This is a genomic window from Pectobacterium atrosepticum (assembly GCA_019056595.1).
In the GTDB taxonomy this organism is placed as follows: Bacteria; Pseudomonadota; Gammaproteobacteria; order Enterobacterales; family Enterobacteriaceae; genus Pectobacterium; species Pectobacterium atrosepticum.
The window spans coordinates 4,529,822-4,550,433 of record CP036163.1; the positions used below are offsets into that span (position 1 = coordinate 4,529,822).

The 20,612-nt window shown below is 57.4% G+C and carries 1 pseudogene; it reads right to left on the minus strand.

The features are described from left to right. Positions 1 to 1,001: 1,001 nt before the first annotated feature. Positions 1,002 to 20,226: pseudogene (locus DCX48_21140) on the minus strand (amino acid adenylation domain-containing protein). Positions 20,227 to 20,612 lie beyond the last annotated feature (386 nt).

Sequence of the window (20,612 nt, forward strand, 5' to 3'; positions counted from 1 at the left end):
CCCGCTCACGCACCTGATCGAGCAGATCTGCGACGGCGTGGCAGCGGCCCGGCTCGGTGCGCAATGCCAGCGTGTTGACGAAGAAGCCGACCATGCCCTCCAGCTCCTGACGGGGACGGTTGGCAACCGGGGTGCCGATGACGATATCGTCCTGCCCGCTGAGGCGGGACAGCACCACCGACCAGGCGGCCAGCAGCGTCATAAACAGGGTCGTGCCCTGCTGCCGGTTCAGTGCATGAAGGCGACGGAGCTGTCCCGCATCCAGATGGAAGGGAACCTGATCGCCCGCATAGCGCTGTACCGACGGGCGGGGCCGGTCGGTCGGGATCTCCAGCAGGGCCGGTGCCCTGCAACTGATCGCGCCAGTAGTCACGCAGGTCGTTAAGTGTTTCCCCCTGCAGCCACTGACGCTGCCAGACGGCGTAGTCGGCGTACTGAACCGGCAGTGGCGGTAAGTTCGCCTCGCTACCCTCCAACGCGGCCTGATACAGGGCTGCCAGCTCACGTGCCAGAATGCCGATGGACCAGCCGTCGGAGATAATGTGGTGCTGGGTCAGCAGCAGCACATGGGTGTTGTCATCCAACTGCAGCAACTGACCGCGGATCAGCGGCCCCTGCGTCAGATCAAAACGCGCCCGCGCTTCCTGTTCGGCCAGTTCTGCCACGCGTGTGGTGCGGGCCGCCTCGTCCAGCTTACGCAGGTCATGGCTGGACAGGCTGAAGCCGAGCGTATCCGGATCAATCTGCTGGGCGGGCTGCCCGTCGATTGAGGTAAAGCGGGTGCGCAGGCTTTCGTGACGGGCGACGAGCCCGTTGAGTGCGGTCGTGAGTGCCGGGCGGTCAAGCCGGCCGGTAAGATGCAGTGCGGCCGGCAGGTGGTAGGCCTGACTGGCGGCCGGATCGAACTGGGCGAGGAACCACAGCCGCTGCTGGGAAAACGACAGCGGCAGGGGCTGAGTGCGGTCGGCCACGGGCAGGGTGAACGGCGCATCGTGCGCGGTGGCCGTGACGGCGGCGGCCAGATCGCACAGCGTCGGGTGGGCAAACAGTGTCGCCAGTGCGACGTCCATGCCGGCCTTGTTCATGCGGTTCAGCAACTGCACCGCCAGCAGCGAGTGACCGCCGAGGGCAAAGAACTGATCGTGACGACCGACACGATCCAGCCCGAGCAGCTCTTGCCAAAGCGCGGCCAGCGCGGTTTCGATCCCGCCCTGCGGCGCTTCATAGTCGCGGGTGGCAAAGGCAGTCTGATCCGGGGCCGGGAGGGCCTTGCGGTCGAGCTTGCCGTTCGGGGTGAGCGGGAAGGCATCGAGGGTGACAAAGGCACCGGGTACCATGTATTCGGCCAGATGTTGCCCGAGCTGCTGGCGCAGGTCTGCCGGGTCGGGCGTGACGCCGGGCTGCGGGCAGAGGTAGGCGACCAGCCGGGTGTCGCCGGGGCTGTCCTCGCGGGCGACGACCACGGCTTCCTGCACGCCGGGACACTGCATAAGGCGGGCCTCGATTTCCCCCAGCTCGATACGGAAGCCGCGCAGCTTGACCTGGAAGTCGTTACGGCCGAGGTATTCGAGGCTGCCGTCGGGCAGCCAGCGGGCCAGGTCACCGGTCTTGTAGAGTCTGGCTCCGGGCTGATTGCTGAACGGGTCGGGAATAAAGCGCTCGGCGGTGAGGTCGGGGCGGTTGAGATAACCGCGGGCGACGCCGACGCCGCCGATATGGAGTTCACCGGCGACACCGAGGGGCACAGGTTGGCCGAGGGTGTCGAGGATATAGAGCTGGGTATTGGCGATGGGGCGGCCAATGGGAACAAAGCTGCGGTGGTCGTCCGGCTGACAGGCCCAGAAGGTGACGTCAATGGCGGCTTCGGTAGGGCCATAGAGGTTATGGAGCTGGGCGTTGAAGCGGGCAAAGAAGCGCTGCTGCAACTCGGCAGGCAGGGCTTCGCCGCTGCAGATAACGCGGCGCAGGGAGTCACAGGCACAGTCTGCATCGGCCCACTGAACGAACTGCTGAAGCATGGAGGGCACGAAGTGCAGGGTGGTGATGCCGGTGCGCTCAATGAGCTGCGCGAGATAGGCCGCATCCTTGTGTCCGTCAGGGCGGGCCATGACGAGGCGTGCACCGTAGAGCAGGGGCCAGAAGAACTCCCAGACGGAGACGTCAAAGCTGAAGGGGGTCTTTTGCAGCACGCGGTCATCGGGGGTGAGGCGATAGGTGTTCTGCATCCAGACGAGGCGGTTGCAGAGCCCGCGGTGGCTGTTCATGACACCCTTGGGCTTGCCGGTGGAGCCGGAGGTGTAGATGACGTAGGCCAGATGGTGGGCATCCAGACCGGCGATGTGAGGGTTGTCCTCACTCAGGTGGCTGAAGTCGGCGGTATCGAGCAGGATGCGCGGGATGTCTCCGGTCAGCAGGGCGCGCTGGTTCGCCTGAGTCAGCAGTGCCACCGGGCTGGCATCGTCGAGCATGTAGGCGAGGCGCTCGGCAGGGTAGCCGGGGTCAAGGGGAACATAGGCGGCGCCGGCCTTGAGAATGGCGAGCAGGCCGATGACCATGTCGAGCGAGCGCTCGACGCAAATGGCGATGCGGTCATCGGGTTGAACGCCGAGGTCGATGAGGTGATGCGCGAGCTGGTTGGCGCGGCGGTTGAGCGCGTCATAGGTAAGGTGCTGGTCTTCAAAGAGCACGGCGGTGGTGTCAGGAGTACGAGCGGCCTGATCTTCGACGAGCTGATGGATAAGGGCATCGTGCGGGAAGTCGGCCTCGGTGGCATTGAAGTCGAGCATGACCTGCCGGCGCTCATTGTCCGGCAGCATGGGCAGGGTGGCGACAGGTTGCGTCACATCGTCGGCCATCGCCATCAGGATATTCTCTACATAACCCACCACGCGAAGGATGGTTTCGCGGTCGAACAGGTCGGTGGCGTAGACCAGCCCACCGTTGAGGCCATTTTCAGTCTCGATAAGCGACAGCGACAGATCAAAGTGGGTGCTATGCTGCGGCCGCTCAACGGCAGAGAGCGTAAGATCGGGCAGCGTCAGGGCCTGTGCTGGGGTGTTGTTCAGCGACAGCATCACCTGGAAAATGGGGCTGTAACTGAGGCTGCGAGCGGGCTGCAGGATCTCTACGACCTGTTCGAACGGCAGGGCCTGATGGGCGTAGGCGTCCAGCGCCCGCTCACGCACCTGATCGAGCAGATCTGCGACGGCGTGGCAGCGGCCCGGCTCGGTGCGCAATGCCAGCGTGTTGACGAAGAAGCCGACCATGCCCTCCAGCTCCTGACGGGGACGGTTGGCAACCGGGGTGCCGATGACGATATCGTCCTGCCCGCTGAGGCGGGACAGCACCACCGACCAGGCGGCCAGCAGCGTCATAAACAGGGTCGTGCCCTGCTGCCGGTTCAGTGCATGAAGGCGACGGAGCTGTCCCGCATCCAGATGGAAGGGAACCTGATCGCCCGCATAGCGCTGTACCGACGGGCGGGGCCGGTCGGTCGGGATCTCCAGCAGGGCCGGTGCCCCCTGCAACTGATCGCGCCAGTAGTCACGCAGGTCGTTAAGTGTTTCCCCCTGCAGCCACTGACGCTGCCAGACGGCGTAGTCGGCGTACTGAACCGGCAGTGGCGGTAAGTTCGCCTCGCTACCCTCCAACGCGGCCTGATACAGGGCTGCCAGCTCACGTGCCAGAATGCCGATGGACCAGCCGTCGGAGATAATGTGGTGCTGGGTCAGCAGCAGCACATGGGTGTTGTCATCCAACTGCAGCAACTGACCGCGGATCAGCGGCCCTGCGTCAGATCAAAACGCGCCCGCGCTTCCTGTTCGGCCAGTTCTGCCACGCGTGTGGTGCGGGCCGCCTCGTCCAGCTTACGCAGGTCATGGCTGGACAGGCTGAAGCCGAGCGTATCCGGATCAATCTGCTGGGCGGGCTGCCCGTCGATTGAGGTAAAGCGGGTGCGCAGGCTTTCGTGACGGGCGACGAGCCCGTTGAGTGCGGTCGTGAGTGCCGGGCGGTCAAGCCGGCCGGTAAGATGCAGTGCGGCCGGCAGGTGGTAGGCCTGACTGGCGGCCGGATCGAGCTGGGCGAGGAACCACAGCCGCTGCTGGGAAAACGACAGCGGCAGGGGCTGAGTGCGGTCGGCCACGGGCAGGGTGAACGGCGCATCGTGCGCGGTGGCCGTGACGGCGGCGGCCAGATCGCACAGCGTCGGGTGGGCAAACAGTGTCGCCAGTGCGACGTCCATGCCGGCCTTGTTCATGCGGTTCAGCAACTGCACCGCCAGCAGCGAGTGACCGCCGAGGGCAAAGAACTGATCGTGACGACCGACACGATCCAGCCCGAGCAGCTCTTGCCAAAGCGCGGCCAGCGCGGTTTCGATCCCGCCCTGCGGCGCTTCATAGTCGCGGGTGGCAAAGGCAGTCTGATCCGGGGCCGGGAGGGCCTTGCGGTCGAGCTTGCCGTTCGGGGTGAGCGGCAGGGCGTCAAGCGTGACAAAGGCTGACGGGATCATGTAGTCCGCCAGCGAGGCGGCAAGCTGCTGGCGCAGCGCCGCAGGATGCAGCTCAGCATCAGGCCGGGCGCAGAGATAGGCCACCAGACGCGTATCGCCGGGGCTGTCTTCGCGGGCTATCACCACGGCGTCCTGTACCCCCGGACAGCGCAAGAGACGGGACTCGATTTCACCCGCTTCGATACGGAAACCGCGCACCTTAATCTGGAAATCGTTACGGCCCAGATAGTCAATGTTGCCGTCGGGCAGCCAGCGGGCCAGATCGCCGGTCTTGTAGATCCGGGCCGCTGGGTCGGCGGAGAACGGGTCGGGAATAAAGCGTTCGGCGGTGAGGTCGGGACGGTGGAGGTAGCCGCGGGCGACGCCGGCCCCGCCGATATGGAGTTCACCGGTGACGCCAATCGGGACGGGCTGGTCCTGCGCATCCAGAATATAGAGGCGGGTATTGGCGAGCGGTTTGCCGATAGTCGGCAGCGGCTGGGTGCGGTCGACCACACAGGCGGTGGCATCAACGGTACATTCGGTCGGGCCGTACACGTTGATAAAGCGGGTGTCGGACAGCGACTGCAGGCGCGACCAGACGGCGGGCGAAATCGCCTCACCGCCGATGAGTACCTGCGCGGGCTGGTAGGCCGGGTCGCTGCCCAGTCCAGCGTCGAGCAGCCACTGCAACTGCACTGGGGTGCAGTCAAACAGGTCAACGGCGTGGCGGGCGAAATAGCGCCAAAGCTGATGGGCATCGGCGCGGAGGGCGTCGGGAACCAGCACTAGGGTGTGGCCGGACAGCAACTGTATCCAGTTTTTCACCGAGGCATCGAAGACAATGCTGGCGTTGAGGGCAATGCGGCTGGGGTGGTCGAGTGCCAGCAACGTGTGTAACCCAGTGGCGAGGTTAATCACGTTCCGGTGTGCGACCATGACGCCTTTGGGCCTGCCGGTAGAGCCGGAGGTGTAGATGACATAGGCCAGATGGGCGGCGTGCAGCCCCTGAACCACGGGATTGGTGTCCGGGCAGGCTGCGGCGGCAGGCGTATCGAGCAGCACGGTAGGCAGCGTGCTGTTGAGCTGCGCCACTTGCGCGGACTGGGTGAGCAGGGCAACCGGGGCGGCATCGTCGAGTATATAGGCAAGGCGCTCCGCCGGATAGGCGGGATCCATCGGGACGTAGGCGGCCCCGGCTTTGAGGATGCCTAGCAGGCCAACCATCATCTCCAGGCTGCGCTCGACGCAGAGGGCAACGCGGTCATCGGGCTGGACGCCGAGGGCGATGAGGTGGTGCGCCAGCTGATTGGCGCGGCGGTTGAGTTCGCGGTAGGTAAGGTGCTGATCTTCAAACAGCACGGCGATAGCCTCGGGTGTCTGTTCGGCCTGTGCTTCAAACCGTTGCTGAATCAACATCTCACGCGGGAAGTCTGCATCGGTGGCGTTGAAATCAACCAGCACCTGCTGGCGCTCGGATTTCGGTAATATAGGCTGACTTAGCGCTGGCTGCTGCGGTGTTTTCTCCAGCGACGTGACCAGATTCTCGATCGCGGTAAGCATATAGTGAACGATCCGTTCAGGGTCGACGCCCATGACGGTTTTTGCGGTCAGGTTAAAGCCATCGCCCAGATCGTCCACTGACAGCGTGATCGGATAGTTAGTACGCTCTCGCCCACTCAATTGGCGCATACCTTCCCAGAATTGACTGCTGGCATCTTTCTGAGAATGACGATAGTTGAATAGCGTGCTAAACAGCGGAAGAGGAGGAGGAACTTGACTGCACTGCTGAGCCAATGCCAGCGGTGCCTGTTCATGGGCTAATAACATCATCAGCTCATGAGACGTGGCCTGAACAACATCGTGTACGCTGCGTTCACGGAGCGATACGCGTAGCGGCAGCGTGTTGATGAACATCCCCATCACCCGATCGGCCCCCAAGTTCCCCTGCAAGCGCCCCGAAAGCACGGAACCAAAGACCACGTCATCACGACCGCTGGTCAGTGCAAGGACCTGTGCCCAGGCAACATGGAATAGCACACTTGAGCTAATCCCCAGATGGCGTGCCTGACGGCGGAGGGCATCAGCCAGTGAGGAATCGAGTGAAAGACGCGCTTCAGTGATGTCCTCGCCGTTACCTTGTACATCCACGAGATCGAAAGGTGCTGTCGGCGTGTCAATATCCGCCAGTCGGTTGCGGAAATACTGCTCATGTTCAGAAAGCGGGACGCTCAGGATCTGCGCGATAAAGTTGCGATACGGTAGCGGTTTAGGCAGGGCTTCCGGCCTATCCTCCAACAGCAGGCGGATTTCATCGATGATCAACGCCTGTGTTATATGGTCGCTGATCAAATGATGGATGCTCAACGACAATAGCCATTCGCCGCAAACCGGATCATGCGCTGTCGTCGCCGAAAGCAACGGTGCATTGCTGAGATTGAGCCGATGATTACTGGGATCGGTAGCCGCACGTAATTGCGCTGGGACAGTATCTGATGATGTTGTCGTCAGGGTGTTTACCGTCAGCGGCGCCTGCCGCCAAACCACCTGCACGGGTTGATGGAGCCCTTGCCAGCAGATAGCGGTACGCAGAATATCGTGGCGTGCGATAACCTGTTGCAATACATCGAGAAAAGCATCAAGGCGTGTCTGCGAGTCAAAGGCAAGCAGACTGTTTAACAGATAAGTATCGCCTTTCTCCTGTAACTGATAATGGAACAGAATGCCTTCCTGCAAAGGGGCTAGCGGGTAGATATCCTGCACATTGGCTACGCCGTCGGGTACCGTAGCGATAACGGTATCGATCTCTTCCTGAGACAGTGTGACCAGTGGCAACAGCTCAGGCGTAATGGCTGTGGCGTCTATGGCAATATGATTAGGCGGCACGATGAACGTTGATTTATCCTGATTCGCCAGTATTTCCTGTGCCATGTCGCAGAGAATCGGGGTAGAAAAGAGGCTTCGGGCTTCAGGTGTCCAGCCAAGGTTGCGTAGACGTTCAATGAGTCTGACTATTATTAGCGAATGGCCACCGAGTTCGAAGAACTGATCGTGTCGTCCGACGCGATCCAGCCCCAGTAGGTCTTGCCAGATTTGTGCAAGTGCAATCTCCAACTCGCCCTGCGGTGCTTCATAGTCGTGACGAGCGACGGCCGTTTGGCCGGGTGCTGGGAGCGCATTGCGATCGAGTTTACCGTTCGACGTGAGTGGGAAAACATCAAGAACGACAAATGCAGAAGGCACCATATACTCTGCCAGATGCCGACTGAGCTGTTGGCGCAGGTCGGTAGGGTGCAGTTCTGCACCTGGTTGCGGGCAAAGATAGGCGACCAGTCGGGCGTCGCCGGTGCTGTCTTCACGGGCAATCACCACGGCTTCGCCGACGCCGCTGCACTGTATCAAGTGCGTTTCGATTTCACCCAGTTCAATACGGAAACCGCGCAGTTTGATCTGGAAGTCGTTACGGCCCAGATAGTCGATATCACCGTTGGGCAACCAGCGGCCGAGGTCGCCCGTTTTGTAGAGGCGAGCATCAGGAGTATCGGTAAATGGATCGGCAATAAAACGCTCTGCTGTCAGTTCCGGACGATTAAGATAGCCGCGTGCGACACCCGCGCCGCCAATATAGATTTCACCGGCGACACCAAGGGGAACGGGCTGTTTTTGCTCATCCAGAATGTAGATTTGTGTATTGGCAATCGGGCGACCAATCGGCGGTGTTCCATTATGGCTTGCATCGCAGCAAGACAAGGTGGCACAGACGGTAATTTCCGTTGGACCGTAAGCATTAAACACTCGTCGGCCTGATGCCCAGCGCTTAACCTGCGCGGCTGTACAAGCTTCTCCTCCCAGAATCAGGGTCTTCAGCAGAGGTAATTCGGCATCGGATGGTAGGGCACTGGCGGCAATAGGCGGTAATAACGCATGAGTCACCGCTTGCGTTTTCAATGTCGTCAGCAGCGCCTCACCGGGCAATAATGCTTCTCTGGGTGCAAGTACCAAACAACCACCATGAGAAAGGGTCGTCGCAACTTCAAACACACAGGCATCAAAACTGAAAGAAGCAAACTGCAACAGGCGGCTGTCACGGGTGATATTGAAGGCATCAGCCAGCGCATCAACCAAATTACACAAGCTACGATGTTCAACCATGACCCCTTTGGGTTTACCCGTAGAGCCGGAGGTGTAGATCACATAGGCCAGATGATTTGGCGTCAGGCCGAACGCCTGTGGTGTCGGGTTACTGTCTGGTGTCTCGTCAGCGATAGCGGCTGGCAGATTATCGAGTTCGATCACAGGCAGAGGGCTATCCAGTAGCGTGACGAGAGCGGTTTGCGTCAGCAGCGCGACAGGGGCGGCATCCTCCAGCATGTAAGTCAGACGATCGACAGGGTAAGAGGGATCCAGCGGGACATAGGCGGCACCGGCTTTGAGGATGCCGAGCAGACCAACAATCATCTCCAGACCACGCTCGACGCAAATCGCGATCCGATCGTCCGGCTGCACGCCGAGCGTGAGCAGATGATGGGCGAGGCGGTTGGCACGGCGATTGAGTTGATCGTAACTGAGAGTGTGCTTACCGAATATAACCGCAACGGCATCCGGCGTCTGGCTCGCCACGTGTTCGATGCGCTCGTGAATCAGCGCGTGCGGCAGGCTATCCGTATCGGTGGCGTTAAAGCCAATCAGCAATTGTTGACGTTCTGATTCCGGTAGCACAGATAGGCTGCGTATCGGTCGCTGGGGCTCTGTTTCCAATGCGGCAGTCAGGCCGCTGAGCGCCGTGATCAGGTAATTCACCACGCGCTCAGGATCGATACCCTCAATAGCCTGCGCTTCCAGACTGAACGCGTTACCCCGATCGTTGACAGAAAGAATGAGTGGATAATTGGTGCGCTCTTCCGATGTGAGTAAACGCATTCCGCTCCAGGCAAGATCGTCAATATCTTGTGAGCTATGGCGATAGTTGAACAGCGTGCTGAACAACGGCATCGGCGGCGTCACACCGCTACAGCGTTGAGCCAATGCCAGAGAGGCTTGTTCATGTTCCAGTAGCGTCATCAAATTGTGCGAGGTGTGCTCAACCACATCTGCTACGCCGCGATCCGCAAGAGAAATTCGTAGCGGCAGCGTATTGATAAACATCCCCATGATCCGATCGGCATCGGCGGTGCCTGCGAGGCGTCCAAGCAGAACGGAGCCGAATACCACGTCATCACGACCGCTGGTCTGCGCCAGCACCTGCGCCCAGGCTACATGGAATAGCACGCTGGGGCTGACGCCGAAACGGCGAGCCTGACTGCGAATCGCGGATGCTAATACAGTTTCCAGAGGTAAATGTGCTTCGGTGATGCCGTCGCCGTCGCCTTGTACATCTAGCACCCCAAAAGGCGCGGTCGGTGCATCGATATCCGCCAGTCGTTCGCGGAAATAGGCCTCATGTTCTGAGGTCGGTACATTTAAGGTTTGGTAGATAAAATTACGGTACGGGAGCGGCGTCGGCAGAGCGTTCTTTTGTCCCTGTAACAGATGACGGATTTCACCGATGATCAGTGCCAGCGTCATATGGTCACAGACCAGATGGTGGAAACGCAGCGCCAGCAGCCATTCGTTTCGTTTAGGATCGTGGGCGATATCGGCCTGAAACAGGGGAGCCTGATTCAGACTGACGCGATAGGTGCGTGGGTCGGTATGGGCCTGCAACTGTGCCAATACCGCCTCTGGTGAAGCGGGTTCAAAATGACTTATCTGCAGTGAAGCCCTACGCCAAACCACCTGTACCGGCTGGTTTAGTCCCTGCCAGCACACGGCAGTACGCAGAATGTCGTGACGTTCAATAACCTGCTGAAGTGCGGTAAGGAAAGCATCGAGATGTTCACGGGTATCAAAAGCTGCCAGATTTCTTAATAGGTAGGCATCGCCATGTTTTTGCATTTGATGATGGAAAAGAATGCCTTCCTGCAAAGGCGAAAGCGGGTAGATATCCTGTACGTTGGCGGCTCCGCCAGATACGGTATCCACCACCGTATCGATCTCCGGCTGGGTGAGCGTCACCAGCGGCAGCAGGTCGGGCGTGATGGTAGTACTGTCCGCCGGAATGCGGTTAGGCGGCACCACAAGGGCCGGTTTATCCTGATGCGTCAGTATCGCCTGTGCCATGTCACTGAGCACCGGTGTGGAGAAAACACCGCGTACATCAAGCGCCAATCCTGCTCGGCGAAGTTGTTCAATCAGGCTGACGATCATCAGCGAGTGGCCGCCGAGCGCGAAGAAGTGGTCGTGGCGGCCGACGCGCGTCAGTCCCAGTAGGTCCTGCCAGACGGCAGCCAGCGCGGTTTCGACCTCACCCTGCGGGGCTTCATAGTCGCGGGTCGCCACGGCGGATTGGTCGGGGGCCGGCAGGGCCTTGCGGTCGAGCTTGCCGTTGGGGGTGAGCGGGAAGGCATCCAGGGTGACAAAGGCGCCGGGCACCATGTATTCGGCCAGATGCAGGCTCAACTGCTGGCGCAGGTCGGCGGGGTCGGGCGTGATGCCGGGCTGCGGACAGAGGTAGGCGACCAGCCGGGTGTCACCGGGGCTGTCCTCGCGGGCGACAACCACGGCTTCCTGCACGCCGGGACAGTGCATAAGGCGGGCCTCGATTTCCCCCAGCTCGATACGGAAGCCGCGCAGCTTGACCTGGAAGTCATTACGGCCGAGGTATTCGAGGCTGCCGTCGGGCAGCCAGCGGGCCAGGTCACCGGTCTTGTAGAGTCTGGCTCCGGGCTGGTTGCTGAACGGGTCGGGAATAAAGCGCTCGGCGGTGAGGTCGGGGCGGTTGAGATAACCGCGGGCGACGCCGACGCCGCCGATATGGAGCTCACCGGCGACGCCGAGGGGCACCGGCTGGTCGAGGGTATCGAGGATATAGAGCTGGGTATTGGCGATGGGGCGGCCAATGGGAACGAAGCTGCGGTGGTCGTCCGGCTGACAGGCCCAGAAGGTGACGTCAATGGCGGCTTCGGTGGGGCCATAGAGGTTATGGAGCTGGGCGTTGAAGCGGGCAAAGAAGCGCTGCTGCAACTCGGCAGGCAGGGCTTCGCCGCTGCAGATGACACGGCGCAGGGAGTCACAGGCACAGTCTGCATCGGCCCACTGAACGAACTGCTGGAGCATGGAGGGCACGAAGTGCAGGGTGGTGATGCCGGTACGCTCAATGAGCTGCGCGAGGTAGGCCGCATCCTTGTGTCCGTCAGGGCGGGCCATGACGAGGCGTGCACCGTAGAGCAGGGGCCAGAAGAACTCCCAGACGGAGACGTCAAAGCTGAAGGGGTCTTTTGCAGCACGCGGTCATCGGGGGTGAGGCGATAGGTGTTCTGCATCCAGACGAGGCGGTTGCAGAGTCCGCGATGGCTGTTCATGACACCCTTGGGCTTGCCGGTGGAGCCGGAAGTGTAGATGACGTAGGCCAGATGGTGGGCATCCAGACCGGCGACATGGGGGTTGTCCTCACTCAGGTGGCTGAAGTCGGCGGTATCGAGCAGGATGCGCGGAATGTCTCCGGTCAGCAGGGCGCGCTGGTTCGCCTGAGTCAGCAGCGCCACCGGGCTGGCATCGTCAAGCATGTAGGCGAGGCGCTCGGCGGGGTAGCCGGGGTCAAGGGGAACATAGGCGGCGCCGGCCTTGAGAATGGCGAGCAGGCCGATGACCATGTCGAGCGAGCGCTCGACGCAAATGGCGATGCGGTCATCGGGTTTTACGCCGAGGTCGATGAGGTGATGCGCGAGCTGGTTGGCGCGGCGGTTGAGCGCGTCATAGGTGAGGTGCTGGTCTTCAAAGAGCACGGCGGTGGTATCGGGGGTATGAGCGGCCTGGTCTTCGACGAGCTGATGGATAAGGGCATCGTGCGGGAAGTCGGCCTCGGTGGCATTGAAGTCGAGCATGACCTGCCGGCGTTCACTGTCCGGCAGCATGGGCAGGGTGGCGACAGGCTGTGTCACATCGTCGGTCATCGCCATCAAAACATTTCGCAAATAGCCTCTGAGACGCACAATCGTTTCGTGATCAAACAGGTCGGTGGAATAGATCAGCCCGCCTTCGAGACCGTTTTCTGTTTCTGTCAGGGAGAGCGTCATATCAAAGTGGGTACTACGCTGTGGACGCTCAACGGCAGAGATCTCAAGTCCAGGTAGTGTAAAATCCTGCATAGGGGTGTTGTTCAGCGACAGCATCACCTGAAAAATAGGGCTGTAACTGAGACTGCGAGCGGGTTGTAGTGTTTCTACCACTTGTTCGAAAGGCAGATCCTGATAAGTGTAAGCTGCAATCGCCCGTTCACGGATTTGAGCAAAGAGATCGCCGACAGTCTGGCACTGGCTGGGAGTAATTCGCAGAGCTAGCGTATTGACAAAAAAGCCTATCAGCCCTTCCGTTTCGCTGTGTTTACGGTTAGCGAGTGGTGTACCAACGACGATATCCCCCTGCCCGCTGAGACGAGAGAGCACCACACTCCAGACGGCCAGAAGCGTCATAAACAGGGTTGTCCCTTGCTGGCGACATAATGATTTCAACGCTGCCAGTTCTTCTGGATCGAGACTGACGGGAAGAATGTTGCCTTCATAGCGTTGTACCGACGGGCGGGGCCGGTCGGTCGGGATCTCCAGCAGGGCCGGTGCCCCCTGTAGCTGGTTACGCCAGAAATCACGCAGGTCGTTGAGCGTCTCGCCCTGCAACCACTGACGCTGCCAGACGGTATAATCGGCGTACTGAACCGGCAATGGCGGTAAGTTCGCCTCGCTACCCTCCAACGCAGCCTGATACAGGGCTGCCAGCTCGCGTGCCAGAATGCCGATAGACCAGCCGTCGGAAACGATGTGATGCATAGTGAGCAGCATCACATGTATCTCATCGCCCAGTTGCAGCAACTGGCCGCGGATTAGCGGACCTTCTGCCAAATTGAAGGGGGCACGCGACTCCTGAGCGGCCAGTTCAGACACGCGCTGCGCACGAGCCTTATCGTTCAATGTGCGCAGATCGAGACAGGATAGGCTGAAGCCAATTGTGGCTGGGTCAATTTTCTGGCAGGGCTGCCCGTCGATTGAGGTAACGCGGGTGCGCAGGCTTTCGTGACGCGCGACCAGCCCGTCAAGCGCGGTGATGAAAGCTTTCCTATCGAACCGTCCAATAAGGCGTAGCGCGGCGGGCAGGTTATAGGCTCGACTGGCTGTTGGTTCGAGCTGGATAAGGAACCATAGCCGCTGCTGAGAAAACGAGAGCGGTAGCGGCTGGCTGCGATCGGCAAGCGGGATGGCCGTGACCGCAATCGTTGATGTATTGGTAAGCTCTTGTGCGAGATCGCTGAGCACGGGGTTGGCGAAAATTTTCTGTACCTGAAGGTCCAGACCCAGCATTTGACGTACACGAGTGACACATTGTACGGCGAGTATCGAATGACCGCCGAGTTCGAAAAAGTGGTCATGACGACCGACACGCTCCAGCCCCAGTAGATTCTGCCATATCTCTGTTAATGCCATTTCCAGCTCACCGACAGGGGCTTCGTATCCACGGCTGACAATAGCGGATTGCTCAGGCACCGGTAGAGCTTTACGGTCGAGCTTGCCGTTCGGCGTGAGCGGGAAAGCGTCAAGGGTGACAAAGGCACTGGGCACCATGTACTCGGCCAGATGGAGAGCAAGCGCCTTGCGTAATACGGAAGGAATGAGCTCGCTTCCGGGCTGTGCAATGAGGTAAGCCACCAGACGGATATCTCCCGGACTGTCTTCGCGGGCAATAACCAGTGCTTCCCGTACGCCGGGATACGCCATCAGACGAGCCTCTATTTCACCCGGCTCAATGCGAAAGCCGCGTACTTTAATCTGGAAATCGTTGCGGCCGAGATATTCGATATTACCGTCTGGCAACCAGCGTCCGAGGTCACCGGTCTTGTAGATCTGGGCGTTTTCCGAGTCAGAGAACGGGTCGGCAATAAAGCGCTCGGCGGTGAGGTCTGGGCGATTGAGGTAGCCGCGTGCAACACCAGCCCCGCCGATGTAGATCTCACCAGCCACCCCGACCGGCGCGGGCTGGCCTTTCGCATCGAGAATATAAATGCACGTATTGGCAATGGGTCGGCCAATAGGAACGTTATCTGTGAGCGAGTTGGGTGTGCAGGCATCAAAGGTGATACAACCGACGACGGTTTCGGTCGGCCCGTATTCGTTGATGATACGGGAACCGGAAGAAAGCGTCTGCCAGAGTGCGACGGTGGCAGAGGACAGTGCTTCGCCGCCGACGACAAAGAGCAGGTCCGGGCAGACCCGGTGAGTAGACTGTAGTTCCTGACCGAGAGCGGCAAGGTGAGTGGGGGTGATTTTAATCAACGTGCCGGGTTGCGTTGCGAGCAGGGCGGGCAGTAATTCGGTCAGTTCCTGTCCGTCGTGAATGAGTTGAATTTTACCGCCGCATAACAGGGGTAGGTAGAGGCTCGTGACGGTAGCATCGAAGGCGACAGGGGAGGATACGATACTGTCGAGGCTGTTCGATGTGACGTAATATTCACGCGCCCACTGGATATAATTGCTGAGTCCACGGTGTTCGACCATAACGCCTTTAGGTTTACCGGTAGAGCCGGAGGTGTAGATGATATAGGCGAGATGGGCAGCGTTCAGCCCCTGAATCACGGGATTGGTATCCGGGCAAGCGTCGAACGGGGCGGCATTATCCAGCACAATTGTCGGTGACGTGTGGCTAAAAGACTCAATCAGGGATGAATGGGTCAAAAGCGCGACCGGGTCTGCATCGTCGAGCATATAAGCGAGGCGTTCGGCCGGATAGGATGGGTCCAGTGGCACATAGGCGGCACCGGCCTTCAGAATCCCCAGCAACCCGACCACCATGTCTGGGCTACGTTCGAGACAAATCGCGACGCGGTCATCGGGTTTTACGCCGAACGAAAGCAAATGGTGTGCCAGCCGGTTGGCCCGGCGATTGAGTTCGTCATAAGTGACGTGCTGTTCTTCGAACACGATGGCGGTGGCATCAGGCGTCTGTTCCACCTGTGTCTCAAAGAGTGAGTGAATCAGGGAATTGTCGGGGAAGTCGATAGCGGTAGCGTTGAAATCGACCAGCAGTTTCTGACGTTCTTCAGCAGGTAAAATCGATATGCTGAGGATCGGGGTCTGTGGATCGGATTTTAGTGCCTCAACCAGACCGTGTAAGGCCGTTTCCAGATACCGGGCGATACGCGCTGGATCAACGCTTGCGATGGTCTGAGAAAGTATCTCAATGCTGTCGCCTTGATCGTCCACAGAGAAATTAAATGGATAGGTGGTGCGTCGGCTTTCAGCCAACAGCGTCATCCCTTCCCATGTTGTCGCTGCCGTATTTGCCTGAGTTCGGCGATAATTCAGAAGTGTGCTGAAAAGCGGCATGGGAGGCGCAACGCTGCTACAACGTTGTGCTAGCGCCAGAGGTGCTTGCTCATGTTCCAGCAGGGACAAAAGCTCGTTGTTAGTGCTATTTACAATGTCGAGTACGCTGCGATCGTTAAGGGGAATACGTAGCGGTAACGTATTGACGAACATCCCCATTACACGATCGGCACCCGTGAAACCTTGCAGGCGTCCCAACAATACCGAGCCAAAGATAACATCGCTACTGTCACTGATTTGTGCCAAGACCTGTGCCCAAGCGACATGGAACAAGACGCCTGGGCTGACACTAAGTTGACGGGCGTGGTGGTGAATAGCGTCTACTAGGTTGTGATCCAGAGAGAGCGTTGCTTCAGCCATCTCTCCGTCATAGTCCTGAACCTCTGCCAGACCAAAGGGGATCGTAGGGGTATCGACATCGGCCAGACGAGAACGGAAGTATTGTTCGTGAACGGCGTTGGGAATGCTAAGCACATGAGCGATAAAGTTACGATAAGGCTGGGGGGGCGAAAGTTCATCCGTTTTCCCCCAGAGCATAAGCCGGACTTCCGCGATGATCAGGTCAAGAGTCATGTGGTCACTGACGAGATGATGGACTCTCAATGCCATCAGCCATTCGCTGCGTGACGGATCGTAGACGATATCAGCAGCCAGCAGCGGTGCCTTATTCAGATCGAGACTGAGTGTCTGAGGGGAAATATAGGCCTGCAATTGAGCGGTAATATCCTCTGAAGATGCTGGCTCGAAGGTGTTCACCGGCAGCGGCGCGTGACGCCAGACTACCTGTACTGGCTGGCTCAGACCTTGCCAGCAGATAGCGGTGCGAAGGATATCGTGGCGGTCGATAACCTTCTGTAAGGTGTTCAGAAAGATATCAAGACGTTCTCGGGTATCGAAGGCAACTAATAGGTCTAACTGGTAAACATCGCCCGTTTGCTGATACAAGCGGTGGAAAAAAATGCCTTCCTGTAACGGAGCAAGGGGGTAGATATCTTGTACATTGGTGACCCCACCCGGCACTGTGCTAGTGATGGTGTCTATTTCAAATTGCGAAAGCGCGATCAGAGGTAACTGATCCGGCGTAATGGTGGTGCAATCCTGATGTATAAGGTTAGGAGGAATGACCAGAGCGGTATCATCTTGATGGTTCTGTATCGCGCGAGCCATTTCATACAGCACAGGGGCTGAGAAGGCGCTGCGGACGTCGAGGGTTTTTCCTTGATTACGCAACTGTTCAATCAGACTGACGACCATCAGCGATTGACCACCGAGTTCAAAGAAATGGTCATAGCGACTAACGTGATCTATGCCCAACAATGTTTGCCAAATAGAGGCCAGCATTGTTTCCATTTCCCCCTGTGGAGCCTCGTAGTGACGCGTGACCATAGCCGATTTATCGGGCTCGGGCAGCGCCTTACGGTCGAGTTTACCGTTGGGTGTGAGCGGGAACGCATCCAATGCGACAAACGCGCTGGGGATCATGTATTCAGCCAAACGTTGTGAAAGCTGTAAACGCAGGTCTGCCGGGGTAGGTTGAGTATCCGGCTGTGCCTGAAAATAGGCCACCAGACGTTTATCACCGGGTATATCTTCGCGAAGGATGACGACGGCTTCCTGAATCCCTGGATATTGTATTAGGAGCGTTTCAATTTCACCGAGTTCAAGACGGAAGCCACGCAGTTTGACTTGAAAATCATTACGTCCCAGATAGGTAATACTGCCGTCGTGGCGCCAGTATCCAAGATCGCCGGTCTTGTAGAGTCTAGCCTCCTGTTCATCGACAAAGGGATTAGTAATAAAGCGCTCGGCGGTGAGGTCTGGGCGATTGAGATAGCCGCGTGCCACGCCAGCTCCACCAATGTAGATCTCTCCGGTTACACCGATAGGTACGGGCTGACCCTGCGTACCCAGGATATAGACTTCTGTATTGGTGAGAGGACGGCCGATAGTGGGAGCCGATTGTGAGGAATCGATAGGGCATGCGGTGGCGTCGACGGTACATTCTGTCGGCCCATATACGTTGATAAATCGGGTATCGGTAAGCTGCTGTAAACGGGACCAGATACCCTGTGAAATGGCATCTCCACCAATTAGAACCTGCGCAGGTTGATAGTCAGGGTCGGTGCCGAGGCCAGCGTCCAGTAACCATTGCAGTTGGACTGGCGTGCAGTCAAACAGATCTATGGCATGGTGGGAAAAATAGTGCCAGAGCTGTCGTGCATCGGTGCGGATTGCGTCGGGGACGATCACCAGCGTGTGACCTGACAGTATTTGAATCCAGTTTTGCACCGAGGCATCGAACACAATGCTGGCATTGAGGGCAATGCGGTTAGAGTGTTCGAATGCGAGTAGCGTTTTCAGACCGCTAGCGAGGTTGAGTACGTTTCTGTGCGTGACCATCACCCCTTTGGGCTTACCCGTGGAGCCGGAGGTATAAATTACATAGGCCAAATGTGTTGACGTCACACCCAGCGCCTGAGCGTCAGGATTCGATGTGGCGTAAGCGTCAAAGCTATCCGTATCAAGCATGATCGCCGGAATATCTGCGGTCTGTATTGCTATTTGGTTCGCCTGAGTCAGCAACGCTACGGGTTTGGCATCATCGATCATGTAGGCTAGTCGCTCAGCTGGATAAGTCGGATCGAGCGGTACATAAGCGGCACCCGATTTCAGTATCCCCATCAGGCCAACGACCATTTCCAGACTGCGTTCGACGCACAGCGCTACCCGGTCGTCTGGCTTAATGCCCAAAGTAAGCAGGCGGTGCGCTAGCTGGTTCGCACGACGGTTGAGTTCCGCATAGCTGAGCGATTGCTCTTCAAAGATAACTGCGGTTGCATCAGGCGTTAGTTCGACTTGTTGCTCGAAACGCTCATGTATCAAGGTGTGTTGCGGGAAGTCGGCATCGGTGGCGTTGAAATCCACGACGACTTGTTGGCGTTCTGTTGGCGGCAGGATAGGCGCATGCTCAACCGTCATATCCAACGAGGTAATGGCTGCATCAACCAGCGTAGCCAGACGTGACTGGATGGCCATCACGTCTTCACGGCTCAGGTAGCGAGTATCAAAATTGAATTCTACTGTGACGGGGTGATTTTTATTTTCAAAATCATATTGATAAATACTGATGGCGAGAGGGAACTGTGTCGCCCGATGTGGTGTCTGGAAGGTCGTATTCGTCCCTTCCATATGTACGTTAAACTCAAACCATTCAAGCGATAACGTAATATCAAAAAGCTGTGCGCGACCCGTTTTTTGTCTGATTCGTGTGTGCTGGTTAATTTCTGTGATGGGTAAGCGCTGATGTTTATAACAGCGGCGCAGCTCGGCCGCTACGTTCCGCATAATATCAAGGAAAGAATCTTCTTTCTTAATGCTCACGCCGATAGGAATGACGGACGAAAACATTCCTATTGTATTCTTTTGTTTTGCATTTCTACGATTATGAATCGGAATGCCAATAACAATGTCTTCTGTTTCTGTCGTCCGGGAAAAATAACAGGCCAGAATGGCGTACATAAAATGAAGAACCGAGAGCCCATGTTCCGCCGCAATATTTTCAATTTTATGAAAATATTCATTTTTTAATTGCCAAAGATGAGGAGGAGGAAGCTCGTTCGTCAGTTCCTTGTTTTGGCTTGAGGGAGGAATCAATGCTGGCGGTAGCGTTTTATAACGATCCAACCAGAATTTCAGGTCAGACTGATAATGCCTGGAATCAAGATAAATTAAATCCTCAGAGATGTAATCGAGGTAGGAAGGAGCGACTTCGCCAGCATTATCATCGCTGTTTTTCAATTGGTTGTAGGTAGCGACAAGCTCATTGACCAGTAATTTTAGACTCCATCCATCGGCTATCAGATGATGACAGCAGAATTGCCAATAGCGGTGTGTATCGCTAACCCTCAACAGCTCGGAAGCCCATAGCTTTCCACGGAGATCAAATGGACGCATAAATGTGGCGTGGATGTGCTGCTGTGCGCGCTCCTCAGCATCATCATAGTGCGAAAAATCGTACACGTTTATCGATGAGGGGGATGCATCCGTCAGGGCCTGTAAGGGGAGACCGTGAGTGTGGATTAACTGTAAATGTAATGCATCATGGCGAGCGACAAGTCTCTCAAAAGCTTGGTTAAAAAGCGTTTCATCCAGATGTTCATCGATACGGAGTCGTGTGCCAATGTTGTAATTAGGTGATTCAGGATTGAGTGTCTGATCGAGCCAGACAACTTGCTGAGTGGAACTGAGAGGTAACTTGTTAGAGTCGGAGGAATGATCGCTGTTTAAGATGGATTGGTTTTCCAGAGGATTGTTTTGAATAGATGACATTGAGGTGCTCCAATTCTGATTCACATAGGCTGTGTTTTTAGCTAAGTTCGCATTCCTACTAAATTTTTATAACTTAATTTGCCTGCTATTAATTAAAATAATTAATATTTTATTTTTGAGCATAGCTCGACTAAGAGAAGTAATTTCACTCATTATTTTGTGTTTATATCATTAATTACGTAGGTTTTTATCTGTTTAAAATAAAATGTAACAGGGTGTTTTTCCGAAGGTTTGGGTTAAATATAGACGTGGATTTTAGTTTATCAATTAAAAATACTAATTAATTGTTGGAGGGGAAAAGTAATACGTAGAATATGAACTGTCACGATAGATGCCATGACTTGCCTAAGATATAGAGAATCATGTGAGTCGGAGATATTAGGGCG